Origin of the sequence: Phocaeicola sp. ICN-14070 (genome assembly GCF_037892625.1) — a bacterium.
In the GTDB taxonomy this organism is placed as follows: domain Bacteria; phylum Bacteroidota; class Bacteroidia; order Bacteroidales; family Bacteroidaceae; genus Phocaeicola; species Phocaeicola plebeius.
In genome coordinates this window covers 99291-124372 of sequence record NZ_JBBKBF010000001.1, presented here as the reverse complement: position 1 = coordinate 124372, position 25082 = coordinate 99291, and the positions used below count along the sequence as shown (strand labels likewise).

The 25082-nt window shown below is 43.9% G+C and carries 32 protein-coding genes; 26 read left to right on the top strand and 6 right to left on the bottom strand.

Annotated elements, in window-relative coordinates:
• Positions 1-9: 9 nt before the first annotated feature.
• From WKT20_RS00665 to WKT20_RS00650, 4 genes are all read right to left on the bottom strand, one after another.
• Positions 10-390, bottom strand: coding sequence for a hypothetical protein (locus WKT20_RS00665; protein WP_007758937.1), 381 nt, complete (start codon positions 388-390; stop codon positions 10-12).
• A gap of 61 nt (positions 391-451) precedes the next feature.
• The gene (locus WKT20_RS00660; RefSeq protein ID WP_007751507.1) at positions 452-718 is read right to left on the bottom strand and encodes a hypothetical protein; all 267 of its coding nucleotides are present in this window, start codon (positions 716-718) and stop codon (positions 452-454) included.
• Between the two features lie 145 nt (positions 719-863).
• Positions 864-1256 carry a hypothetical protein gene (locus tag WKT20_RS00655; protein WP_007758936.1) on the bottom strand — a complete coding sequence of 131 codons (393 nt, stop codon included), beginning with the start codon at positions 1254-1256 and terminating at the stop codon, positions 864-866.
• A 21-nt stretch (positions 1257-1277) separates the two neighbouring features.
• Complete coding sequence (locus tag WKT20_RS00650; protein WP_007751500.1) at positions 1278-1493, bottom strand: hypothetical protein; 216 nt, start codon at positions 1491-1493, stop codon at positions 1278-1280.
• Between the two features lie 115 nt (positions 1494-1608).
• On the opposite strand from WKT20_RS00650, the gene WKT20_RS00645 reads away from it, so the two are divergent.
• A complete protein-coding gene (locus tag WKT20_RS00645; RefSeq protein ID WP_143869350.1) occupies positions 1609-2313 on the top strand; it encodes a S24 family peptidase in 705 nt (234 codons plus the stop codon).
• Positions 2314-2721: 408 nt separating this feature from the next.
• Here WKT20_RS00645 and WKT20_RS00640 read toward each other — a convergent pair whose 3' ends face one another.
• Positions 2722-2964, bottom strand: coding sequence for a hypothetical protein (locus WKT20_RS00640; RefSeq protein ID WP_007751495.1), 243 nt, complete (start codon positions 2962-2964; stop codon positions 2722-2724).
• Between the two features lie 385 nt (positions 2965-3349).
• Between WKT20_RS00640 and WKT20_RS00635 the strand changes: the two genes are divergently transcribed.
• From WKT20_RS00635 to WKT20_RS00610, 6 genes are all read left to right on the top strand, one after another.
• Positions 3350-3658, top strand: coding sequence for a hypothetical protein (locus WKT20_RS00635; protein ID WP_340416645.1), 309 nt, complete (start codon positions 3350-3352; stop codon positions 3656-3658).
• Positions 3570-4277: an ATP-binding protein gene (locus tag WKT20_RS00630; protein WP_340416644.1), complete on the top strand. Its 708-nt coding sequence runs from the start codon at positions 3570-3572 to the stop codon at positions 4275-4277. The genes WKT20_RS00635 and WKT20_RS00630 overlap by 89 nt, the downstream gene beginning before the upstream one ends.
• Positions 4278-4310: 33 nt before the next feature.
• On the top strand, positions 4311-5987 hold the full coding sequence (locus WKT20_RS00625; RefSeq protein ID WP_340416643.1) for a DNA cytosine methyltransferase: 1677 nt from the start codon (positions 4311-4313) through the stop codon (positions 5985-5987).
• Positions 5988-6258: 271 nt separating this feature from the next.
• Positions 6259-6399 (top strand): hypothetical protein, encoded by a 141-nt coding sequence (locus WKT20_RS00620; protein ID WP_340416642.1) that lies wholly within the window; start codon positions 6259-6261, stop codon positions 6397-6399.
• Between the two features lies 1 nt (position 6400).
• Positions 6401-6913 carry a hypothetical protein gene (locus tag WKT20_RS00615; protein WP_340416641.1) on the top strand — a complete coding sequence of 171 codons (513 nt, stop codon included), beginning with the start codon at positions 6401-6403 and terminating at the stop codon, positions 6911-6913.
• 70 nt (positions 6914-6983) lie between these two features.
• Positions 6984-7502 carry an SAM-dependent methyltransferase gene (locus WKT20_RS00610; RefSeq protein ID WP_340416640.1) on the top strand — a complete coding sequence of 173 codons (519 nt, stop codon included), beginning with the start codon at positions 6984-6986 and terminating at the stop codon, positions 7500-7502.
• An 82-nt stretch (positions 7503-7584) separates the two neighbouring features.
• Here WKT20_RS00610 and WKT20_RS00605 read toward each other — a convergent pair whose 3' ends face one another.
• Positions 7585-8067 (bottom strand): hypothetical protein, encoded by a 483-nt coding sequence (locus WKT20_RS00605; protein ID WP_340416639.1) that lies wholly within the window; start codon positions 8065-8067, stop codon positions 7585-7587.
• Between the two features lie 46 nt (positions 8068-8113).
• Here WKT20_RS00605 and WKT20_RS00600 point away from each other — a divergent pair, with 46 nt between their 5' ends.
• The 19 genes from WKT20_RS00600 to WKT20_RS00510 all read left to right on the top strand — a co-directional run bounded on the left by WKT20_RS00600 (position 8114) and on the right by WKT20_RS00510 (position 25082).
• Entirely contained in the window at positions 8114-8494 is a 381-nt protein-coding gene (locus tag WKT20_RS00600) for an ASCH domain-containing protein (RefSeq protein WP_340416638.1), read from the top strand.
• Positions 8495-8496: 2 nt separating this feature from the next.
• Positions 8497-8805, top strand: coding sequence for a hypothetical protein (locus WKT20_RS00595; RefSeq protein WP_340416637.1), 309 nt, complete (start codon positions 8497-8499; stop codon positions 8803-8805).
• A gap of 98 nt (positions 8806-8903) precedes the next feature.
• Positions 8904-9494: a ParB N-terminal domain-containing protein gene (locus WKT20_RS00590; RefSeq protein WP_340416636.1), complete on the top strand. Its 591-nt coding sequence runs from the start codon at positions 8904-8906 to the stop codon at positions 9492-9494.
• Complete coding sequence (locus WKT20_RS00585; protein WP_340416635.1) at positions 9491-10912, top strand: ParB N-terminal domain-containing protein; 1422 nt, start codon at positions 9491-9493, stop codon at positions 10910-10912. The genes WKT20_RS00590 and WKT20_RS00585 overlap by 4 nt, the downstream gene beginning before the upstream one ends.
• A 2-nt stretch (positions 10913-10914) precedes the next feature.
• Complete coding sequence (locus WKT20_RS00580; protein WP_317345835.1) at positions 10915-11457, top strand: DNA-packaging protein; 543 nt, start codon at positions 10915-10917, stop codon at positions 11455-11457.
• A 1-nt stretch (position 11458) separates the two neighbouring features.
• Positions 11459-12775, top strand: a complete 1317-nt coding sequence (locus WKT20_RS00575) for a phage terminase large subunit (protein WP_340416634.1) — start codon at positions 11459-11461, stop codon at positions 12773-12775.
• Entirely contained in the window at positions 12772-13302 is a 531-nt protein-coding gene (locus WKT20_RS00570) for a hypothetical protein (protein ID WP_340416633.1), read from the top strand. The genes WKT20_RS00575 and WKT20_RS00570 overlap by 4 nt, the downstream gene beginning before the upstream one ends.
• A complete protein-coding gene (locus WKT20_RS00565) occupies positions 13299-13769 on the top strand; it encodes a hypothetical protein (protein ID WP_340416632.1) in 471 nt (156 codons plus the stop codon). The genes WKT20_RS00570 and WKT20_RS00565 overlap by 4 nt, the downstream gene beginning before the upstream one ends.
• Entirely contained in the window at positions 13747-14223 is a 477-nt protein-coding gene (locus WKT20_RS00560; RefSeq protein ID WP_340416631.1) for a hypothetical protein, read from the top strand. The genes WKT20_RS00565 and WKT20_RS00560 overlap by 23 nt, the downstream gene beginning before the upstream one ends.
• Entirely contained in the window at positions 14204-15106 is a 903-nt protein-coding gene (locus WKT20_RS00555) for a hypothetical protein (protein WP_340416630.1), read from the top strand. Before WKT20_RS00560 ends, WKT20_RS00555 begins: the two co-directional genes overlap by 20 nt.
• Positions 15103-16917 carry a hypothetical protein gene (locus WKT20_RS00550; protein WP_340416629.1) on the top strand — a complete coding sequence of 605 codons (1815 nt, stop codon included), beginning with the start codon at positions 15103-15105 and terminating at the stop codon, positions 16915-16917. Before WKT20_RS00555 ends, WKT20_RS00550 begins: the two co-directional genes overlap by 4 nt.
• Before the next feature lie 4 nt (positions 16918-16921).
• Entirely contained in the window at positions 16922-19510 is a 2589-nt protein-coding gene (locus tag WKT20_RS00545) for a hypothetical protein (protein WP_340416628.1), read from the top strand.
• The gene (locus tag WKT20_RS00540) at positions 19507-19740 is read left to right on the top strand and encodes a hypothetical protein (protein ID WP_118494529.1); all 234 of its coding nucleotides are present in this window, start codon (positions 19507-19509) and stop codon (positions 19738-19740) included. The genes WKT20_RS00545 and WKT20_RS00540 overlap by 4 nt, the downstream gene beginning before the upstream one ends.
• A 133-nt stretch (positions 19741-19873) precedes the next feature.
• Positions 19874-21001 carry a Clp protease ClpP gene (locus WKT20_RS00535; protein ID WP_304125183.1) on the top strand — a complete coding sequence of 376 codons (1128 nt, stop codon included), beginning with the start codon at positions 19874-19876 and terminating at the stop codon, positions 20999-21001.
• 5 nt (positions 21002-21006) lie between these two features.
• A complete protein-coding gene (locus tag WKT20_RS00530; protein WP_340416627.1) occupies positions 21007-22089 on the top strand; it encodes a hypothetical protein in 1083 nt (360 codons plus the stop codon).
• A 14-nt stretch (positions 22090-22103) separates the two neighbouring features.
• Entirely contained in the window at positions 22104-22715 is a 612-nt protein-coding gene (locus tag WKT20_RS00525) for a hypothetical protein (RefSeq protein ID WP_340416626.1), read from the top strand.
• 1 nt (position 22716) lies between these two features.
• Positions 22717-23388 (top strand): hypothetical protein, encoded by a 672-nt coding sequence (locus WKT20_RS00520; protein WP_340416625.1) that lies wholly within the window; start codon positions 22717-22719, stop codon positions 23386-23388.
• Between the two features lie 19 nt (positions 23389-23407).
• The gene (locus WKT20_RS00515) at positions 23408-24595 is read left to right on the top strand and encodes a hypothetical protein (protein ID WP_118494519.1); all 1188 of its coding nucleotides are present in this window, start codon (positions 23408-23410) and stop codon (positions 24593-24595) included.
• Positions 24567-25082, top strand: coding sequence for a DUF6712 family protein (locus WKT20_RS00510; RefSeq protein WP_340416624.1), 516 nt, complete (start codon positions 24567-24569; stop codon positions 25080-25082). The genes WKT20_RS00515 and WKT20_RS00510 overlap by 29 nt, the downstream gene beginning before the upstream one ends.

The window sequence follows — 25082 nt, the reverse complement described above, 5'->3', positions numbered from 1 at the left end:
CATTTCTATTTATAAGGCAGATGCCATCTGTTGGGTCTCGTGCTGCAGCTGCATGAAATCCGATACAAATTCACATTGGTAGGTTTCAGTCCGTTTTCCGTCCACGTACACATCCACATCATTGGTCTTTCTGTGGACCACGAGTTTTACACGGGGACCGAAAGTGCAGGTCATGGTCTTCTCGCACTCCTCGAAGGTGGTTTCGCAGTTCGGGATGAAGTTCCCGTCAGTCAGTTTGCCGCCTCGCTTCAGGGCAAGAGTGCGTATCCGGCGCGCCTGATCGCTGTCACGGACAAAATTCAGTGCTTGCCACACAGCCTGACGGCTGCATCCGAATGTCTTCATCAAGAAGGTCTTGGTCTCGTTATCTGTCAAAATCTGCTTTCTCATATCGTCATACTTTTTAATCGTTATCGTTCGTTCAAAGGTTTTCAACGGCTTCCGCTATTTCCTAATCACCCGTCAGTATTTCATGAAGGCGTGTCCCTTTCTGCAGTTCTTCGACCAGCACCTGCATCGCTTCCTCACACACACAGCTCACATTCTCTATCACCCGGTAGGCATCCGAGTTGCTTATCTCATCCTCCGTCATGAATTGTCCAGCCAGCTCCATCGCCTGGTCGGCAATATTCTGCGTATGTGCCGTACTGCCTATCATCGTGCGCAACTTCTGTTTGAACAGACTCTCTGCTGTTCTCGGATTGAAATTCTTTGCCATAACTCTAAATTTTAAAAGTTTATATCGTGGGGCGCGGGGAATCGAACCCCGACGGCTTTCTACGCTTTCTTATTTCGATTTACCAACTCTCCGGCCGTGCCTGCCGCCCCTGCCCGTCTTTCCGGGCTGCCAGTTATCCGGCAATCTATTTGCCTTGTTCTTCTATCATCGAAAGGACAACCATCCTGTCTTCATCCCAAAGCGGAAGCCCCAATTCAATGGTCCGTTTCACCACTTCCATCTCACCGACCAGCCCTACCGCTTCTTTGCGGAAATCGGTATCGTCATACGCATGTGCCTTGCCAATCAGAAAATCGGTCAGGTTGTCGATAACTTCCTTTTGACGTTCACATTTCATTTCATAGTTCAGCACTCGCACATGAACATCGCGGATAATCCGGCTGTCCCCATGTTTCTTGAAATCTTTGCAGAACTCATCCTTGTTCATCGAAGTGTTCAGATAAACCGCATGGATGTAATCAAAATCCTCTGCTGTAGGGGTTATCCCCGTCCGTTCCATAAATTCTTGCTGTGTCATAAACTCACTTATTTTATTGTATTATTCTGCATCTTCAATTTTGAAAGAAAAGCACTTATCCGCCAATACTCTTTTTACAAAGTCTAAGTCGTATCTATCAGCTGAAAAGAAAACTGCCTGATAATCTACACTGGGATAAGCCTTGATTGCTGTTGTATCTACCATCTTCTTGACCAGTCCGTAAAGAGCTTCGGCGGTCTCGGCTGTTGCTTGAGCTATAATTACTTTTGCTTTCATTTTCTTTAATCCTTAAAATTCGCTAATCACACGCCTTTTTTGTATATTTGGCGCGCTGTTTACATCTTAAACACGCTGCAAATATATAGAATTATTTCAATACATCAAACTAAATATGGAAGAAAATCAATATAAGGATATGAATTTTATAGAAAGACTTCAATATTTCATGGAGAAAAAGGGCATAAATGACAATCAAATGACTGTTAATGCCGGTCTTTCTGTTGGACTTATTGGGAAAGCAAAGGTGTCTGGCAAAGGCATGAGCTCAATGAATATTGAAAAAATTCTATTAGCCTATCCGGAATTATCTGCCGATTGGTTACTTACTGGTGCAGGAAGCATGTTGAAAGATGATTTGAACGGCATTAAAACAATAGACGAAGCAAATTCTTCGACTCTGCCTACCACATCTATGAACCCATCCATCGGTACACCATACTACGATGTGGACTTTATCGGGGGCTTTGATGAAGTGTTTAATTCACAGGTAAACATACCTGCCACCAACATTGTAATAAGGGGATTCGAAAAAACCAGCCTTTGGTGCAATGTCACCGGGCACTCCATGGAACCCAAAATAAACCATGGCGACATCATTGCCCTGCACCAATGCACACTCAACGACATCCAATATGGCGAAATCTATGCAGTGGTGTTGGATACCATCCGCACCATTAAAATCCTCCGCAGGTCGCCGGATCCGGACAAGCTGCGCTTCATCCCCATCAACACCAATGACTACGATGAACAGGAATTCGACAAATCACGCATCATCAATGTCTTTGAAGTAATCGGAAGTATCAGCAAGTTCTTCTAAGTGGTACACGCATGCCTCCTACAAAAGGCTAAAAAAGGACGCACGCACACACTTTTGAAGGAATTTACCTGAAGCAAACTCGTAAATACACTGTAAATCAAAGGATTTATTTTATTATAATAAGGTATATCACACAAACAAGTGTCGTTTTTCCTCTCTGAAAACAGAGAAAAACGGCACTTGCTTTCATTTATAACATAGTTTCCTATTTCGGGCGTACCCTCTGAGAACTGAAAAAGTAACCCCTAAAGTAACCCCTAACTTAAAGAAGTAGTAACCCCTAACAGTAACCCCAATAGTAACCCCTAACCAAATAAAACCAACCGTAGGGGCATAAAAAAAGGGAGCCATAAGCTCCCCAATCAGCATTCAAAGAAATAACGCCTACAAGCCTTTCTAACGGCGCTATTATATCGTTCTAACCATTCCCTTACTACCACCCGAGATGAGCGTAGATTGCTTAATTATAGCCTTTTTCGTGCATATTGTGCCGTTACCAGACAGCCCGGCATGAAGCAGGTAATTCTTGGTTGCCCCCACCTGATCTGCCGTCAGAACCGTATAAACAGCCGATATACTGCTGAAATACCAATCTTTCTGCTTCGTCCCGTCTATTTTATGCAGCAAATGCACATGAATCACTTTTGCCATATTCGTTTCTATTATGCTGCAAATATACCAAATAATACTTATTTGGAAGAATTTTAAGGCAACATCTTTAAAAATAGGCACAAAAAAACGGCCACACAGCCGTTCACACCATCATATAACAAAATCCATCAACCCAGCCATAAAACGGCCACACAGCCGAAAATAAAACCCTTCCAGGCCGTTTTAGCCCCATCTGCAAGCCCGATGTAAAGCAATCCCCCGAATATCCGAAGAAAAGCCCCTCAAACGTAAAGCAGATGTAAGCCATGTAAAGAGAAAAACCGCTTCGAAATATTCAGCCCATTTTCCCGATCATGCCTAAACCCTTTGGTTTTCAAAACCTTTCGCCCATTTTTCCCGACCATTGAAAAAACCGCTTCGTTCTATGCCCCATAAATCGGCAAAGGCAGAATTTATCCCTCCCACATTGTACCAGGTAAAAGCCTACTTTGAAGAAAAGCTTCCGGACTGGGAAAGGCAGGCGGAAACATTTTTCTATCATTTCGACAGCCTTGGATGGCGTAACACTAACGGAGCAAAGATTGAGCGTTGGGACAGCAAGGCAAATCTTTGGATAATGGACGAACAAGCAAAACAATATCAGCATGGAAAACAATCTGAAAACAGTTGTGGAGGTAATAAACCAAGCGACATTGGTACAACAGCCGGAAAACTTAAAGCGGTTGAACTCTGATTCAAGGCAGGCGGAATCATTCTGGAAGCAGAAGCTGGTAGAGTGCATGACCAGTGTATCACCAGGATTCGTGATAGATGCCAGAAACCGCAGGGAGTTGGATGCACTGTACCGCTGGGTATGGGAAAGAGCCGGCCGTATCATGGGAGGAAGTCTTGACCCGTGCAAAGGCATTATGCTTTGTGGACCGATAGGAACAGGAAAGTCCACGCTCATGAAAGGGCTGCAGAAGTACGAAAGTCTGGTAAACAGATATGCGTTTGCTTTCGGACGGAAGGATTTAGGCTTTGCGTTCGTCTCAGCGGCTGAAATCTCATTACGCTATGCGGAACAAGGAATTGACGGAATAATTCGCTACACGCAGCGAGAATGCGCCACAGGGCTATGTATTGACGAACTTGGGCGTGAGCCTTCGGATGCAAAGCACTTTGGGACGGGACTGAACGTAATACAGACCGTTTTACAGCTTCGCTATGAGTTTCGTCATGAGTATTGCACTTATGCGACAACCAATCTGGAGCTGGATGATATACCGTCACGGTACGGAATCTACATTGCAGACCGCTGTAAGGAAATGTTTAACATCGTTCATGTAGGCGGTGAAACTCGACGACAATAATAACCAAAAACCAACCTCAAAAATGGAACTGATATGATAAAGTTACTCTATATAGACCTTTTCTGCGGTGCCGGGGGAACCAGTACCGGAGTAGAAAACGCACGCTACGCAGATGAACAGTGTGCTAAAGTAATAGCATGTGTGAACCACGACGCAAACGCTATCGCCAGCCATGCGGCCAACCACCCGGATGCGTTGCATTTCACTGAGGACATAAGGACACTGGAATTGTCCCCTTTGGTATCTCATGTGGAACGAATGAAGAAGATTTATCCGGATGCACTGATTGTATTATGGGCCAGCCTTGAATGTACGAACTTCAGTAAAGCCAAGGGCGGCCAGCCACGGGACGCCGACAGTAGGACGCTGGCTGAGCATCTTTTCCGATATATCGAGGCCATTGATCCAGACTACATACAGATAGAGAACGTTGAGGAGTTCATGTCATGGGGCGATATGGATGAAAATGGGAAACCTATCAGCAAGGATAAGGGGAGATGCTATGAGAAATGGAAACGTAACGTCAGGAAATATGGATACGATTTTGACTGGCGCATTCTTAACGCTGCCGATTATGGGGCATACACCACTCGCAAGCGGTTCTTCGGTATCTTCGCCAAGCGTGGTCTGCCGATTGTATTTCCAGAACCTACTCACTGCAAGGATGGGAAGTCGGATATGTTCGGAAAGTTGGAAAAGTGGAAGCCGGTCAAGGAAGTGCTGGACTTTTCAGATGAAGGGGAAAGTATCTTCTGCCGGAAGAAGCCGCTGGCCGAAAAAACTCTTGAACGCATCTATGCCGGACTGATTAAGTTCGTAGCTGGAGGTAAGGAGGCTTTTATTGTAAAGTATAACTCTATGAGTCGGACGGGGAAATACCAGGCACCAAGCGTTGACGAACCATGCCCGGTTGTGGCAACACAAGGACGGCTTGCATTGGCAAAGGTAAACTTCCTCTCCAAGCAATTCAGCGGCCAGCCGGATAGCAAGAACATATCTGTGGAAGGCCCTGCCGGAACAATCACCTATAAAGACCACCACGCTTTCGTCTCAGCCTATTACGGGAATGGTAACAACCATTCTGTAGAACTTCCAGCACCTACGGTAACAACAAAAGATAGGTTGGCATTGGTAAATTCTGTTTTCATAGACAACCAATACGGTACCGGAAAACCGACATCTATTGAGCTGCCAGTTGGTACAGTAACCACGGTGCCTAAGTTCAATATGGAAAGCTGCAAGCCGTGGATAATGAATACAGCTTTCTCGAATGTAGGAAGCAGCATAGAACAGCCGTCACAAACAATCACGGCCAACCGTAAATGGCATTACCTTATGAATCCGCAGTTTGCCAGTGCCGGAGGTTCTGTGAACAACCCTTGTTTTACATTGATAGCACGGATGGATAAGATGCCTCCCTATTTGGTAGAGGTTGAAGGAGGTATCGGCATACAAGTCACATCAGTGGACAGTCCGATGACTGCCAAGATTAAGGAGTTTATGGCCTTATATGGTATCATTGACATCAAGATGCGTATGCTTCGGATAGCAGAACTGAAAAAGATAATGGGATTCCCAGAAGACTATGTACTGATTGGCCCACAGTCAGACCAGAAGAAGTTTATCGGTAATGCCGTTGAGGTGAATATGGCCCGTGTGCTCTGTGAAGCTATCTGTAAGGAGATTATAAGAAAAAGAAAGGTTGCGTGATATGAGTGAACTGAAAGTGTATTATGGGTGGGCTAGAATAGGAAATGTCCGTAAGAAGCGTGCAATATCTGTCATGTTCGAGAATGAACGGCATGGTTGCAGGAGCGAACGAGGACAAAGAATACTGAGAGCAGCCCAGGAAACAGTAATAGAGCGATACTAGGATGCGGAAGAAGAGAAAGCTGCAAAGGATTGCAGCCGGATATTTACTGAATACAGCTTGTTCTTTGACGAAAAGCCAATAAACGGAAGCCTTAACAAGATACTCCAAATGAACAGTGAGGCTGATAAGAAACATGTATCTAAAGAAATGCGTGATAAGATTGCTGAAGCCTTACGGAAGGCTTTTATGCAGACAAATCGCAAATACAGAGAACCAGGTTGGCAACAACTTGAATTGAAATTTGAATGATATGGGAAAGCAGGAAAGTATGGATGACTGGTTTCAGATGGCTAAGGATTATGCCAAAGCTGAAAAGGAGCTGAAAATCGAGAATTGGGTGCAAATCAGCATCTGCTACGGTTACGGTCATCAATCTGTCATCCTATACACATACGACCTTCCTCGTGAAGTGTACGAAAGAAGGATGTGGGTAATCAGATGGAGGGTGGCCAGACTGCAATGCCAGCATCCGAGGAATGATGTGTACACTTCTTTTTACTACTACGACAAGCGTTCAGGAGAGTCGCTTGAAGTGAGTTCCTGCCTATCTAAGCTGATTTCGGCCAAAGCCCAGATAACGAAAGCAGAACGCAGGATGAATGAATACATAGAACACAACCATCAAAACAATCTGTTTTTTGATGAGAACACGGACGAGGAACTGGTTAAGTTTAGGGAGAAACTGGAGCGGAAGAAAACCGAGTGTGCTGAGTGTGAAAAGAGACTTGAGCAACTTGTAGAAAAAAGGAGAAATAATCAATGAAAACTAAATTATATTACATGTTCCTGGCAGTCATGTGGTGGCTGCTGGGATAGGTGGAAAGGAGAAGGATATGAAACCAATATTGGATGCTTGCTGTGGTGGCAAGATGTTTTATTTCGACAAATCTGATGATAGGGTATTATTCCAAGATATTCGAAAAATAAAGACAACTCTTTGTGACGGTAGGATTTTTGAAGTAAACCCTGATGTTCAATGTGATTTTACTAACATGCCATACGAAGATTGTACATTTTCTATGGTTGTATTTGACCCACCTCATTTAGTCTATAGCAGGGGAAAGAAATCTAAAATGGTTGATATGTATGGTTCCCTTAGCGAAAAAGCTATGCCGACTGGTTACCAGCAAATAAAATATGGAGCGTTATATTCCGATTGGAGAGATATGCTTTCAAAAGGCTTCAAGGAATGCTTTAGGGTCCTTAAATCAGGTGGATTTCTGATTTTCAAATGGAATGAAACGGACGTAAAGGTTTCTGAGGTTTTGAAATTGACATCTGAAAAGCCAATATTTGGTCACATATCAGGAAAACGCTCAAATACACATTGGATATGTTTTATGAAGAATTAATTATGGGAAAACTGAAGGTCTATTATGGATGGACAAAAAATATGTCCTATCATTTTGTGTAAATGATAATTATTAGTTAAAACTATAATGAGTTCATTAATTCATCATTATATGAGTTGTAATTGTAGTATGATTTTATTAAAGTGTTAACTATAGGCTTGCATATAAAATCAAATCCAAAGGCTCTTAAGAAAATAAAAAAAGTATAGTTATATATTTTGATATATTTGAGAGTATATTTGATTTCTTTTAAAATTCGTTCATTTCTAGTATCTTGTCCCCATTGTGAATATAAGTCACAAAGAATCCTTCTTGTGAGTTCAAAGTATTCTGGGAAATGTCTTAATTCAAAACATGTGGCAATCTGTCTATCAAGCATAATTTTTCCAGTTTCTTTATCCGGTTCTACTAAATCTTTAATTAATAGATGATACGTATTAAATCTCAAATCTCTTTGCTTAAGATTTTTTTCTGAAATAAATTTATACATTGGGACTATGATACCCAATAAAGTGATTATAAGACCTGCTATTTTAAGCAGAAATTCATTTGTAAACGATTCCATATTATTTAATAGTATTTTTTGTAAAAAAAGAAATAATATTTTAAATATGCAAGCAATATCCATCAAACAGCCGTGGGCAAGCCTAATCGCTCACGGTATCAAAGACATCGAGAACAGGACTTGGAAGTGTCCTCAGAAGTACATCGGACAGAAGATACTGATACATGCGAGTAAGGTTAGGACAAAAGATTATTTCATACCTAAAAGGCTTTTTATTAATTCAAAGATATGCTCTATACTAGAATCAAAGGAACTTCCAGAAGGTGCTATCATCGGCAGTGTGGTAATAGCCGACTGCGTACTGAATCATCCGTCCGTTTGGGCTGAGAAAGGTTGCTGGAACTGGGTGCTGAAAGATGCGGTTCTGTTTGATAAGCCGATTATAAATGTGAAAGGGAAACTTAGTTTTTGGGAGTATGAGTTATGAGTATGAAACACAAAAGACATCAAACGGGAAGGCTATTCAGCCGTGATACTTACATGGAGATGCTGATAAAAGACAGCCGAAGGAACTTTGAAAGGGCAGAAAGACTATTGGGTGATTTGAAACTGAAAAACCATATTATAGACGAGCTTGAAAAGGAGAACGAGGAACTTAAAAAAGAAGTAAACAAGCTTAAGGATGATGCGACATTTTATCACACTCAATGGGGAAAAGAGATAGACCTTTGTAAGGATTTGAAGAGAGAACTTGAATACGCAAAGAAGCGAAAATGGTGGATGATATGGAGTTTATAACTTACTGACAGCCCTTGTCAGTGCTTTGTGAATACCCGGTAACTGCTTTGTGGCGGTTATCGGGTAAATTTGTTTCTGTAACGCAAATACCGAGATATATGGAAGTGATTTACAGAAGTACAGAAACATTGAAGAAGCTGGAGGACAACCCGAGAACCATATCGGAAGGGCAGCTCCAGAAGTTGAAGGAATCCATACAGAAAAATCCGGACTATTTTGAAGCACGTCCGATCATTCTGTCAGACCGAACGGGACATCTTGTCATTATTGCAGGGAACCAGCGCTATGATGCGTGCGTGCAGCTTGGAATCAAGGAGGTTCCTACGGTGCTTATTCCGAACCTGACAGAAGAGCGTGAGCGCGAAATCATCATCCGTGACAATGTGAGTAACGGGGAATGGGATATGGCCCGACTGTTTGAATGGGACTGCCGGAAACTCATGGAATGGGGTATAGAAGGCATCAGCTTCCCTGATTTGGACGATTTTCCCGGAGGGATGGAAGATACTCACAATGTGCTTCGGAATGAAAATTACGAAGCGGGAGCGCATATTAAGTACCTGGCATTTGAAGGGTACAAGATACCGATAACCGATGTGGAGCTTGAAGGGCTGAAACAGCGTGCTGCCGAGTATCTTGAAGAGAACGGAGTGATGATTGGTTTCGTAAATAATCTGTTGGGCTTATGATGGAATACATTGACATAGAATCACTGAATCCGGCAGAGTACAACCCAAGGCTGCTTACTCCGGAAGCACAGGAAAACCTGAAGAAGTCGATAACGGAGCTTGGCATCATCAAGCCGATAATTATCCGCAGGTCTGACAAACGAATCATGGCAGGCCACCAGCGCACAAAGATCATGAAGCTGCTTGGATATACTCATGTTCCGGCTTTCGTGCTGGATGGCGTGAACTCAACGGATGAGGTACGCTTCAACCAGCTTCACAACTATGCCGAATGCGAGGTGTCGGAGGTACAGCCGGACATACGTGTTTCTGTTCCTGAAGGAACGGAAGGTTTCTTTATGGTACCGAACAAGGATATAGCCGTCATTACCAAGGGTGGAAACAACTCACGTGTAGTGGACCTAACGAAGATGATTCTTCGCTATGGCCAGTTTGCGAATGCCGTATGCAACCATGAAGGTAAGGTCATCATATCCACCGTATACGCCAAGGCGGTGAAGCTTATGGGTATGGACCTGCTTGTCTATGTACTTCCGGGAGGAAAGGAGGAGCTGGCCCTGTCTTATTTTTCGAAGGAATACGGTGTCTTTGAATACTCCCATCTGGAACGGAAGACTTACATACAGTCTTTTGCACAGAAGGCACGTCTCAGGGAGAAAAACGGTGTTCCGAGCAGCAGGAGCCATTCCACGCTGTACGAGCGTCTGGTGCTTCCGTTCATCACGAAGGACATGCATGTGCTTGACTTCGGAGCCGGACAGAAGGACTATGCTACCAGGCTGAAGAAGGATGGATACCTCATTGACGCGATAGAGTTCTTTCACCGGAAGGACGGGGCTGACGTGATAGACGAGAAGGAGATACGTCAGGACTGTGCGGACGTGTGCAGGACATTGTCGGAGTATGGCCTGTATGATGTCGTGGTATGTGACAGCGTCCTGAACTCCGTAAATTCCCTTGACGATGAAAGGAACGTCCTTCTTTCCCTTTCTGCACTGTGCAAGCCGGGAGGTATGATTTTCTGGTCAGGTATCCCGCTATTGTTCGCACAGAAGGCTTCCGAGAGAAAGGAGACTCACGACTACCGTTCGAAAGCACTGTTTCTGGATGCGGATAACTTCACGGCAAACTTCCGCTTTGGAGAATGGTATTTCCAGCATTATCATTCCACGGCAGACGTATGCCGTCTCACGGAAGAACTTATCGGTTCTGATTTCAGGATATATGAGAAGGGTATCGAGGTAGACAAGTCACGGGAACTGCGCGGATCATCCTTTCAGGTATCCGTCATGAACGAAAGAAGAGCTGAGCACGATGTATATGCTGAAGCTCTCAGATACGAATTTAACCTTCCTCTTCCTAACAACAGAAGATGGGATTTGGATAAGGAAATATTACCCGTTTTTGAAAAATTGTGATTATGGCAGCACCAAAAGGAAATAAGTTCTGGATGTTAAGAAGCAAGCATGGCAGGGACAAGCTCTTTGCTACGCCTGAACTTCTATGGGATGCGGCGTGCGAGTATTTCCAGTGGTGCGATGAGAATCCATGGACAACCAGAAAGGCTATACAGAAAACTGTACCCGTAAGAGTGAATAAAGGGAAGGAGATTGTAACAGAGAACCAGCAGCACACACAGCAGGAGGTTACTCCCACGTCACGGCCGTATTCTCTCATGGGACTGTGCGTGTATCTGGGCGCTTCTACAAACTGGTGGAACGAGTTTCGTTCTGCCTGCATGAATAAAGGGGATAAAGATTTTTTGGAGGTCATCGCGCGTGTGGAGGAAACCATCAAGACCCAGCAGTTCGAAGGGGCGTGTGTCGGTGCGTTCAATGCGAATATCATAGCCCGTACTTTGGGGCTGGCCGACAAGCAGGAGGTGGACCATACGACGCAGGGAAAGCCATTCAAGGGATTCGATTTTCTTCCCTATACTCCGGAAGCGGACAAACTGAAATGATATGGGACAGAAGGTCAATATAAAGCAGAGATTGGCATACAATTACCTTCGTGATGACAGGACGAAGTTCCTGCTGTATGGCGGTGCCGGCGGTGGTGGAAAGTCATGGCTTGGCTGTGAATGGCTGATGCAATGTGCCTATTACCTTCCCGGCACTCGCTGGTTTGTAGGGCGAAATAACCTGAAGGACAGCCGGGAATCCGTGACCGTTACTTTCAACAAGGTGGCAAAGTCTCATGGCTTCAGGGCGTACAAGACAACCAATGAAGGGATAGCTTTTGACAACGGTAGCGAAATAGTTTATATCGACCTGACATATTATCCGGTTAAAGACCCGTTGTATGAACGCTTGGGCTCAAAGGAATATACCGGAGGATGGATAGAGGAAGCTGGTGAGGTGCATTACCTTGCCTTTGACGTGCTGAAAACCCGTATCGGCCGACACATGAACGATGTCTATGGCGTACCTGGAAAGATACTTATCACTTGCAACCCTAAGAAGAACTGGCTGTACCGTGACTTCTACAAGCCGTGGAGAGAAGGAAAGCTGGAAGAACCGTATGCTTTCATTCAGGCATTGGTTCAGGATAACCCTTGGGCTACAGAGGACTATATTGAGAGCCTTCGTAATACGAAGGACAGGGTGACGAAGGAACGTCTGTATTTCGGGAACTGGGAGTATGACAATGACCCGACAGTCCTTTGTGATTACGAGGCTATCTGTGACCTGTTCACGAATGAGTTTGTCAAGCCTGCCGGGGATTCTTCCGGTTCTGCTGACCTTGCCATGAAGGGACGTGACCGTTTCATAGCCGGACACTGGAAAGGGAATGTCTGCTATATCAAGCTGGATCAGGAATACAGTACTGGGAAGTCCATCGAGACAGACTTGAAGCGTATGATGATAGAGTGTTCCATTCCACGCAGCCGGATGATAGCGGACTCTGACGGGCTTGGCAGCTATCTTGAAAGCTATCTGAACGGAATCATGGAGTTCCATGGAGGAACACGTCCCATCAATCCTGAGTATGACAACCTGAAATCGGAATGTGCCTTCAAACTGGCGGATATGATAAACAACCGCCTTCTCCGTATAGTATGTACGGAAGCACAGAAGGAGCGAATCATTGAAGAGCTTGGGGTGTTGAAGCAGGACCACATAGATGCGGATACGAGAAAGAAGGGAATTATCAGCAAGGAAAAGATGAAGGAGATACTTGGCCGCTCTCCTGACTATCTTGACATGCTGATTATGGCGATGTTTTTCAGGATAAAACCAGTGTTAAGGCGGCCGAAAGCAAAACTTGGGAATATATGACGGTAAAGGAGTTGTTGGTAGTTGGTAATCTGTCACACGGTATTGAAGGAGAGCTTGAGAAACTCCGTAAACCGTGGAAAGTGGGAAGGGTCAGGACACCTGATACCTTGAATGACATGAATATGGGTGAGCTTATGCAGTTGCAATCAATCAGTACGGAGAAGGAAACGATAATGGTTCCTTGTCGTGTGCTTCTGGGAATGTCGGAGCGTGAGGTGATGAGGACTGATGCATCTGAGGTTATCGGCTTTTGCTTCTGGGTGGCCAGGGAAGTGAAGCGGATAAACAAGCTGTTTGCTTCCACGTCCGTTCCTCCTACACCGGAGGAGAAGCAGGCTGGGGCAGAAGCATTGAATTTCGGGCCGTTCGGACTGCTTGACTATTATGCACTGAGAATGGGAATAACGGACCATGAGGCGGTAGAATATGTTCCGTGGGTACGTGTGTATAAATGCCTGGATATGGATGCCAGGAAGATGAGGTATGAACGCAGGTTACGTAAAATCTTGGAGGGAAAGAAGAAATGACAGTAGAAGAGAAGGTTAGGAAAATAGTGGAACAGATGGGAGTTACCTATCTGTTTGAGAACTGGCAGGCTGCCAATGTAAGGCTTGACAAGATGCAGCTTCCTGCCGTGATGTATGTGCTTCCGGCTTCCGGAAATCTGAATGTGGGGCTTATGCAGATGAAAGACTTTCCTAACTGCATGATAGCCTTTATGGACAAAACGAAGCATGATTTCTCCGGTGAAGAGAATGACATGGTGATAGAACGATGCAAGTCTTTGGTCAGGGAGTTTATACTGAACGTGAACAGAAGTGGAATGTTTGAGCCTGTACAGGGTGACATTCAGTATTCGGTGTTCTATGATAAGCTGGACGTGAATGTGACGGGGATTGTCATCCAGATTCCTTTGAAGGAAATAAGAGGAATCGTGATATGCCCTACAAAAACAGTGAAGGAGATAGTGTATGGAACTTCTGCTGAGGGATAAGGTGATGGAGCTTGTGTCTTCAGAACTTGAAGCATTGAAACAGAAGGTAATCGAAAACCAGAAGAACTCCGGTCAGGTTGCTTCCGGCAGAACGATAGCCAGCATGAAGGTAGAGGTTACGGAGGATGGCGGTGTTCTGTGGGGACGTAGCCCGTTCGGGACGCTGGAGACCGGACGAAAACCGGGTAAGGTGCCGGCAGGATTCTGGAGGATAATCCGGCAATGGATGGATGACAAGGGCATCCAGGCACAGAAGCCTGATTCCTTTGCTTACCTTGTGGCGAGAAAGATAGCCAATGAAGGGACACAGCTATTCCGGAATGGCGGTAGGGATGATATTTATTCTCCTGAAGTGAAGGATATGGTAGAAAGGGTATCGCAGGGTATCGGTATTCTGTTCGGGAGTGAAGTGGAACATATAAATCTTAATTTCAATGAGAACGGGAACTATTAACGGATGCAGCATTAAATATCCGGATGAAGTGGTATTCTGCTTTAATCCGAATATGATTACAGTGAATACCTCCAGTGATGTCACTTTTGTAATATCTTCCGATAGCGGAGGTTCCGGAGGTGTATTCGATACTACATTTGACAGGACGTTTACGATTGTGAAGAGACCGTATTTTTCGGATAATCGTGATGAATACGCTAATTATGTAGAACTTGACATATCCGCATATCTTCAGGCATGTTTCGATATTAACAGAAGTGGAGGGATGGTGGAATCAAAGGTTATTCATGTGAAAGTATCCATATCCGGTGAATCTTTCTCTTTCGATGTAACTGCCATATGGGGAGCTATGAATATCGGTGAGCAGTTTGATGCTCCACGTACCGTAGTACATTTTACGAAGTATCCATTTACTGTAACGATATTTGACCAGATGATTAAGCATGTGAGTCCTTCTGACGTACCGGAATATGTAAAAGTCGTGGAGGATGATTCTGAAGATGGTATTTATTTGCGCTGGATAGACCGTCATGGATTTTACCAATACTGGCTTTTCCAGGAAGGGTCAAACGAAAATAAATCTGAGGAATATGGAGAGCATCTTATGGAAAACTTTTATGGGAGCAAGTATGGGTATTACGGCGTATCCAGAATTCAGGGAAAGACTACCGAGGGAACTAAAAAGGCATGTGCGTCATTGGTTTCTAAGGAGATATTCAACATGCTGCTTTCAATACATTCTTCTCCTCTTGTCGATATGTATGTGGATGAGACCTGGGTTCCGGTTGGTATAAAAGCTGATACGGCTGTTGATTCAGGTGAGCACCTGCAGGATTTTGAGATAACGGTCATATTGCCAACTATTATTTCGCAGAGCTTATGAGAGATGAATTATATATTGACGGGACGAAAGTGGATATGGGGGAGTCCGGTGTTTCTCTTGAATACCGTAGCAATATCCTGACTGATATTAGCAAGATTGTAAGTAATTTCAGCTATACGATTAAGCTGCCGAAGACAAAGAATAACCTTCGGCTGATAGAATGTGCTCATATACCCAGTGCAGTGAGCAGCTTCCCATATCTTCCTCATGTAGGTACTTTATTACGTGACGGTGTGCAGATCGTTGATGGAGCCAATGTGGTATTGATGTCAGTAAGTGACACTATAGAGATTGCGCTTTCATGGGGAAATATTCAAGGTTTTGAAAATATCCTCAATAGTGATAAGACTTTAAGAGACCTGACGGCGCTTCCACTGAGTGGAGCATGGAGTTATTGGTGGAAGTTGAGGACACCTGATATGGACCATCCTATGGTTAATTATGGGTTCAATGATGCAGAGGAAGGCGTATGGTATCATCCTGTAATTCCGGTAAGCGAACTTATGCGGCAGATAGCAACAGATAATGGGATTAGCTTTGAATATGATAGGGAAAGTGTATTGGCTGAAATAAGAATACCTTTACTGACAAAAAACGGTTCACCTGAACAGTCAGAAGAATGTAGTCTTATTCTTGTACCGAATGGTATGGGCAATTCAAGCGATTCAGGGAAGGAAATACTATTTGAACGTATAAGTGTTAGTAATTATTTCTTTTCTGCACTTTTAGGAACTGGAGCTGGTGGTTCGTTTACAGCGGGAGTAATCAATAACTTTGTAAATACTAAGTATTCTGTATCATGGAACTTGACGTGCTCAATATCTGGGACGATACCTGAAGAATTGTATCTTGTTATGAGTATTGGAGGAACTGAGATAATGTCAGCATCTCCATATAGCATTAACGGAAGTAAGGTGGCTTTTAATCTTAATGGTACTACCGATATAGTAGGTAAATATGGTAATGTTGACGGTAGAATAAAATTTTTCATTAAAGGACTTCAAGATGTGAATGTAGTATCTGAATTGTCTGGGGATATGACATTGGCACCTGATTCAGAGGTAACGGCTTATGATGGAGATGGATATAATAACAGATACTATCATATACCAAATCTTCCGGATATTAAGCAGATGGACTTTTTGAAAGCTATTACTGCAATGTTGGGACTCTTTGCCGTGCCAAAATCGGATGGTACAGGAATACGCTTCTTCTCGTTTGATACTATTTTAGAAAATAAATCAAAGGCTGTAGACTGGAGTATGAAGATTGTATGTGCATATTATGGTGATTTGCCAAGAACAATATCATACAGTCTTAACGGGTTTTCCAAGAACAACTGGTTTAGGTATAAGGAAGATGATACAGTCAAAGGCAACTATGATGGAAAGATAGTTGTAGAGAGTGAATCGTTGGATGATGAAAGAGACGTGATAACACTGCCGTTTGCCGCTTGTGATTATTCAGGTAACATGGTAAGCATTCCTTTATATTCCTATAATTCGGAAGGAAAGCTGGAAATGAATGATATAGAACCACGTCTTATATACCGTTCAGGAAATGATGGTACGATAGCTTCATTTAAGGAGTTGGAGTGGGGGACGTTATTGTCTAAGTATTACAGTTCTTATCAGGATATTGTGAAGCATCCTAAAGTAATTTCAGAATATGTCAGATTAAGTCCTGTAGAGCTTAAAGAGCTGGATTTGACAGTACCAGTATATCTTCGACAATACGGTTCATATTTTGCGATTGTGAAGGTGAAAACCAAGGAGAATAATATATGCGAAGTTGAATTGTTAAAAATATAGTGTTATGGCGGATAAGGTGGAGAAAATCCTTGACATCAAGGTGAATTACAATGAAGCTGTAAAGGCGATAGCGGAATACCAGACAAAGATTGATGCGGCCAGAGATGCAGAAAAGAACCTGAAAAAGCAGTTGAAGGATGGGGAAATATCCCGTCAGCAGTATAACGAGGAGATTGCTGCGTCAAAGATTGCCATTGCAGATTATAATGATGCGATACGTATCATCAACAAGACAGTACAGAATCAGATTAAGCAGGAGAAAGAGCAGGAGGGGAGCCTGAAAGCACTACGCGCTGAGCTGTCTAATTTGACGGCTGAATATGATGCTCTGTCGGAAGCTGAAAGAAAGGGTGCCAGTGGTGAGGAACTGAAAAATAAGATAAACGAGGTTACGGATGCTTTGAAAGGTGGAGAGGAGGAAACGCAGAGGTATTACCGGAATGTGGGTAACTATGAGGAAGCGATTAAGAGTGCGGTTTCAAGCAATATCCCGTTTATTGGAACATTAATACAGACTCAGGATGAGATGGGAAGTGTGAAGGCAGGTGCTGTGGCTGCAGGTGCTGCCGTGAAGAATTTCTCAAAGACACTTCTTGCATTGTTGGCCAACCCGATTGTAGCTATTCTTACTGCGATTTCCGTGGTGATTATGGCTGTAGCTAAAGGTATTAAATCGAGTGAGGAAAATACAAGCCGATGGAATGCTGTTCTTGCTCCATTGAAAATGGCTTTGGATGCCGTGGGTAAAGTGCTTCAGATTGTGGCAAGTGGAATACTTTCTGTTGTAGAAGCTGGTGGTAAGATGATGGGATGGATTACCAAGCAGCTTGAAAAACTTCCGGTACTTGGTAAATATGTGGCAGAGGTGAACAAGGAGAATGAGAGATACATTGCTATGGCAAAGGAGCAGGCGGCAATAGACAGGGATACACGAAACCTTCAGGTGCAGAATGCAAAGAATGCTCTTCAGATAGCTACTTTGAAGGCAAAGGCTGACGATGAACTGAATGTGTCTGCAAAGGAACGTATGGAAGCTATCAGGGAAGCTAACAGACTGGAGGAGGAAGCCAGCAAGAAGAACTACGAACTGGCCAAGAGAAGATATGAACTGATGGTACAGCAGAATGCGATGGCTGAGAACACTAAGGAAACTAATGATGCTATTGCTCAGGCTGAGGTGGAGATGTATAATGCGTTGACTGAGTATCAGGATAAAAGGGGTGAATTGCTTGGTCGTGAGGTGTCTTTGGCAAACGAAATAAAGTCGGCTGAAAAGGAAAAATCGGATGCGGCTATTGCTGCAAAGCAGAAAGAATTGGAAGCGGTAAGAGCGGCAGAGGATGCCATGCTGGCTCTTGTGAAAGATGGGCGTGATAAACAAAGTAAGGAGATAACCTTACAGTATAATCGTCAGATTGAGGATTTGCGTACGAGGCTGAAAACAGAGACAGACCTTACTGTAAAAGCCCGCCAGGCTATCAACGACCAGATAAAAGCTCTGGAACAGCAGAAGGCTGCTGAGTTGCAAAAGCTGTCTGAGGAGGAATTACAGAAAGAGATAGACAACCGTACCAAGCTTATTTCCTTACAGCTTGAAGCAGTAAAGAAAGGTAGTGAGCAGGAATATCAGTTGAGGATGCAGCAGCTACTTTCCCAGCGTGATGCCGAGCTTGCTGACAAGGAACTGACCGAGCAGATGAAGCTTGCCATCGTGGACAAGTATGACAAGCAGATGGACGATCTGATATTACAGCGTGAGCAGGAAATATCGGATAAGCAGCAGGAAGCCGTCAGACTGAGAATGGAGAATGAAATCATGCAGCTCCAGCAGTCCGGTGCAAGTGAACTGGAAATACTTCAGGAACAGGCTTCGCAGAAATTAGAGTTGTTGAACAGCATACAGCAGCAGGAAGGGGAGAGTGAACAGGAGTTCCTTAACCGTAAGCTTCAGGCTAATCAGGAATATATCGATGCGAAGAAGGCCATTGCAGACAAGGAGGTTGAGATAGAGCAGGTAAAATTTCAGGCAATAGAGACAATAACATCAGGTCTTTCATCCGCCTTTGAAACATTGGGTGAAAATAACAAGACTTTTGCCATACTCTCAAAGACACTGGCTCTTGCTGAGATTGCCATCAATACCGGAAAGGCTCTGGCTGCCGGTATAGCGCAGGCTCAGTCTGTCCCGTTCCCGGCTAATTTGGCAGCTATCGCAACAACGGTGGCAACGATACTTTCTAATATTGCTGTAGCTACAAAAACGGTAAAAAGAGCTAAATTTGCAACAGGTGGTTTAGTCACCGGACCAGGTACCGGAACAAGCGACAGCATACCTGCACAGCTTAGTAATGGTGAGTCGGTGATGACGGCCAGAGCCACCTCGATGTTTGCTCCTTTGCTCTCATCATTCAATCAGATGGGAGGGGGAGTTCCTATCAACGTAACACAGACAAGTAGTCAGGCTCTCGGAGAGGACATGCTGGCCAGAGCTGTCGCCAAGGGAGTTCAGTCTATGCGTCCGGTTGTTTCGGTTGAAGAGATAACCAGTGTGAGTAACCGTGTAAAAGTATTGGAGAATCTTGGTAATGTATGAACGTGTATGAATTTCTAAACACACATAAGGGAGTGATGGAGCAGTTACAGACGCTCCCGGTACAGCCGTCGGACGTGAGATACCTTGAACTTTACAAGGAATATAGCCGTCTGATGAAAGAAGGGCATAAGAAAACCTACGTATTGCAGTACCTTTCGGACGAATACAACGTGGATGAGAGGACGATATACAGGGTTGTAAAGAAGTTTTCCACGGAAGTGGATATGTAATTGTTTGAGGTGGGCAGCGGCTCACCTCTTTTTGTTTGAAAAATCGACTGACAAGGCGTGTCAGTGCTATTCCTTTCAAAAATTCTTATAGCCATATCGCGTTCACTACCTTTGTTTCAAACAATTACGAGATATGGCGAAATTATTTATCAACAAAGACATTGTAGCTGATACCGAAAAAATGGAAAACTGGTATCTGACTGGCGTTGATGGTATGTCCTTCTCTGATGTACAGGATTTTCTTGGATGGATTGCTCCGGATGACAATCACATTGATATTGAATTACACTCGTGCGGTGGCGATGTGGCTGAAGGATATGCGATATATGATGCTTTAAGGGCTACTGGGAAGGAAATTTCTGCTACTGTAGTAGGAAGATGTGCTTCAATGGCGACAGTAATTCTTTTGGCAGCTCCTATCGAGCGCAGAAAGATGTATCCGCACGCAAAGATTCTTATTCATTCACCTTATTGTCCTGGTGTAGAAGGTTCTCTTGATATTTCAGCGCTTGAATCATTAAAAGCTGGGCTGGAAGCAGAGCGTGAACGTATGATTTCAATCTATGTTGAGCGCTGTGGGGTTGATCGTGCGGTGATAGAGGAACAGATGGCTAAAGAGACATGGTTTGGTGGTGAGGTAGCCAAGCAACTTGGATTTGTGAGTGAGGTAATTATGCCGAAGTCAGCTAAAGTAGTATCTAACAATAAATTTATGGGAAAAAAAGAAAATGAAGTTACGGTAAGCAAGTCATTGCTTGACCGTATGCTGGCCAAGTTAGGCTATGCAAAAATCGAAGATGTTCCTGCGGTAGCGTTGGAGCTTACAACTGCAGGTGGCGACACATTGACAGTAGAGCGTGAAGAAGGTGAACCGCAAGTAGGTGACGCGGCAAGCCCGGATGGGGAACACGTAATGCCAGACGGGAAGACTATCGTAGTGACTGACGGCGTAATTACCGAAATCCGTGAAGCTGAAAGTGGAAATGATGATACAGCAGCATTGGAGGCACGTATCGCAGAATTGGAACAGCAGGTTTCTGACTTGACAGCCAACGCCAAGACAGAGGATGATGTCAGAATCCTGGATGCAGTGGCTAAGGCTGGAGGAATTGAAAAACTGACTAAAGCGGCCGCAAGCAAGTACACTCCTGCAGGACGTACAACGACTTACGGAAAGAAGCAGGAAGTTAAGCATGAAAGCAAGATTGAGAAGAAACTTGCTGAGATTAGAGAAAAGAACAAACAGAAATTTAATAACTAAGAATTATGGCAAAAGAAAGAATTACTTGGGAGCAGCTTTCGAATCTTACTCCAGGTAATGGAGCAGTACAGAGTCTGAGAGACTTGCTTATCATGACAAACTTCGTCGATGAGGAACTTGGACGGTTCTTCACTCTTCGTCAGAATGTGCATAATGGTGATAAGCTAGGATGGGTCGGAGAGATGGATGATATCGGTTGGGCAGGTTCCGGCTGTAATCCTGAATACAAGAAAGCAAACATCAACTTTGCGGAGAAGGAGTGGAAAATCGGTGATTGGCAGATTCCTTTGGAGTGGTGTTATGAAGAGTTACAGAATACAATCGCAGAATACTGTCTGAAAACTGGAACAGAAATCGCGGACTTGTCGTCTACTGAATACATGGATGATATCGTATATCCTGCTTTGGATTTGGCAGTTAAGCGCATGATGTGGCGATTCATCTGGTTTGGTGACACAGAAGCGCAGAATGCAACATCTTCAGGTCAGATTACAGATGGTGTGAATGTTGAGCTGTTCAAGACAGCAGACGGTTTTTGGAAACAGTTGTTTGCGATTGGTACAGCAAACGCAGGTCAGAAAGTTGCTATTGCTGCCAACGATGAAGCGTCTACCGCATTACAGTTCAGCAAGCTGAAAGAATCTGGAGTAGCAATCGGAATCTTTGACAGCCTGCTTGAAAATGCAGACTCACGTATCGCTTCAATGGATGGAGCTGGTATCTTCTGTACAAAGTCGCTGTGCGATGCGCTTACAAAAGACCTGAAGCGTGAATACAAGGAAATCCTTGAATGGGGACAGATTTTCAAAGGTCTTGACGTAACAGAGTACAACGGTGTGTTTGTCTATCGTGTATCCATTTGGGATAGATTCATCCAGAAATACCAGAATAATGGTACTAAACTTAATCTACCTCACCGTGCTGTATTTGGTTCTCCGAAGCAGTTGTTTGTAGGTACTCCAGCTGATGACATCATTTCAGACCTTGACATTTGGTTTGACAGAAATACCAGAACTAACAAGCTGTATTCTACCGGAAAATTAGGATGCCTTATTGGGGAAGATAACTTGTTCCAGTTGGCTTATTAATGAAAGGAGGAGTTATGTCAGGAATCTGTGACTATGCAATAAAAAGGGACATCGTGGCAAGCTGCGATGACCCGCTCGTTCCTGGAGTAGAGCAGGAAGGCGTTATCATGAACCGGAAGGACATAGATTTCGCTACAGTAGCATTCAATGCAACGCGTAAGAATGTGATTGAAACGCTTGCCTTGAAGAAAGGAAAGAAAGCCTATAAGGTTATTGTGCCTGGAAGCACTCCGTTTACCGGGACGAACACGGCACTTGCTGTCGGTACGTATCAGAATACGTTTACCAATACGGTGAATATGGTGATTCTTGCCAATGACCCGGACGTGTGTGCGGACATTATTGACGGGCTGGCAAACGGTGAATATGTGGTAATCCTGGAGAACAAGGCGAAGAACTTGCAGAAGGAAGAGAATCCGGGTGATTCTGCATTCCAGATTTACGGTTATTACCAAGGCTTGAAGGCTGCCGAAATCAGCAACGACAAATATTCGGAAGAAACCGATGGTGGCTGGTCAGTATCCCTGCAGGAAACAAAAGTGCCAAAATCTGCTTTGTTCCTTTACAAGACAGACTACGAGACTACCAAGACGGCCATCGATACGTTGACATCTCCAGCAGCTTGATATGGAAGTGATTGATGTGGTTAATAGGTTGAAGGAGTTGGGAAGCATTGCTTCCCTCTCTTCTTCTGACAAGGCAGAGATTGAAAACCTTTATGCGCTTGTCCTTGATAAGAAGTTTGTCCGCACATCTTGTAGCGACTGCTATCATGATGCGGTGATAGAAATGAGTGTTTACCTTAACAAGAACGGAAAGATGAAAGAAAAATCAGAATACGGCTTGAAGAACGGTGTTCTCCTGCAGATGGGATTTGGCAGTAGCGAAATGTATACGAATGCTAACCTTACTGATGAAGCAGCGGAGAAGTATCTGGCGAAATACCCGGACAACATTAAGTATTTCTCAAAGAAACCCGATGACTGGGAAGAACTTGTAAAGTCCAGAAAGGACGGAAATGTGGTGATTAATGACGAGCTTGTCTCTCTCATGGTGGAATCTATGAAGGATGGAGTTTCAAGCAAATCAATTCAGGAAGAGTTCAAGGGTTATAAAATCTCCGGAAAGGCTATTACAAAAAAAGCCATGACAGCTCACGTAAACAAGGCTCTGGAAGTATTTGCTGATATGCAGGAGAATCCGGAAGAAAGTGAAGGAGGCAGTGAGAATGGGGATGATAATGAATCTACTGATGGGCAGACCGATGAAGACGGAGAAGCGGTAGAAGGCGCTGAATAAATTAAAACCTCACGGAATTATGAAAGTAAAGGAGCTTAGAAAGAAGAGCAGTGTAAGGGTAGATATACGCTATTTGCAGCAGCTTGGAATACAGTCTTATGGGGATGACAACCTCTATCCGCAGACGGTAAGAAATATCATTGCAGCGAGTTCTACCGGAAGTGAATGTGCTGACCGTTTCGCGGATTTCATTGAAGGTAACGGATTCCGTGAGGTCTCTTTTTCGGAGTATGTGGTAAACCGAAAGGGAGATACGGCTGATGACATACATTCTCTTGTTTGCCGGGATATGGCTGACTTCAATGGGATTGCCATTCATGTAAATTACAACATTTTGGGCCAGATTGTGGAAATTCAGCATGTCCCATTTGAAAACTGCCGTCTGGTGGAGGAGGATGATAACGGATATGTAGCTAAGATTGCCGTGCATCCTGACTGGAGTGGTACGAAAACCAGGAAAGGGAAGAAGATACGTGTAGCAAAAGAGAATATCGACTACATTGATGTGTTCAATCCGTTGAAATCTGTTGTTTTGGCGCAGATTGAAGCTGCTGGCGGGATAGAATACTACAAGGGGCAGGTTCTATGGGTATCCATGGCCGGAAAACAGACTTATCCGGTAGGTAAATCTGACCGTGTAATTACTGAGATGAGCACGGATGAAGGGCTTTCCAACGTGAAATTCAGGAATGTGCGCAATAATTTCCTTCCGTCCGGTATGGTTGTCACTAAGAAAGGCTCGGATATTGTCAGATACGATGAAAAAGGTAATGAAATAAAGATTTCGGAGGATGACGGATTTTCTGATAGCCTTGTCAAGCTTCAGGGGGATACAAATTCCTTGAAACTTATAGAGGTAACGCTTGAAAATGATGAAGAAAAGCCTGAATTTATCCCGTTCACTACACAGAATTATGATAAGGAGTTTACCGTTACGGATGCAAGTGTGGTGGAGCGCATTTATTCCGCCTATGGTCAGGAGCCGTGGTATTGTATTCGTATCGGGAAAGTGGGCTTTTCCGGCGATATTTTGGAAGATGCCTTTGAATACTATAATTCTATTGTCAGCAAGCAACAGCGTTTAATAGAGCGCACGTTTGACCGTATTTTCCGCAACTGGTATGAGGTGGCAAACCCGTCAATGGATTTTAGTGTACAACCATTAAAGTATATAAGAAATGCAGCAGTATCTGATAACAACGCTTGAGGTCGCAGATTTGTCACGTAGCATGTCCGTACATGTGGATGAAGATAAGATAGATACGTATATACGTGAATCGGAGAGTATTGATATAAAGTCAGCTCTTGGTGATGCATTTTATCTGGATGTGAGGGAACATCCGGAGAAGTACGCGCTTCTTCTTGATGGTGGAACGTACGAGGACAAGTGTGGAGAGAAAAAGATATTCATGGGTATTAAAACGGCGTTGGCATATTATACCTATGCACGGATCGTGAAGAACGGTGATTTGAATGTGACTAGATACGGACTTATGCAGAAGGAGGATGAATACAGCAGCCGTCCGGACATCAAAGAGAAGGTGATGGCTTATAATGATGCGTTTTCCATTGCTGACAGATACCTGAAGGAGTGTGTAAGGTTTCTTGAAGAGAAAAAGGCTGATTATCCTCTTTACAAGGGAAGCGGAAAAATTAAAGCAAACAGGACTGTATTTAGAATTTTAGGAGATTAA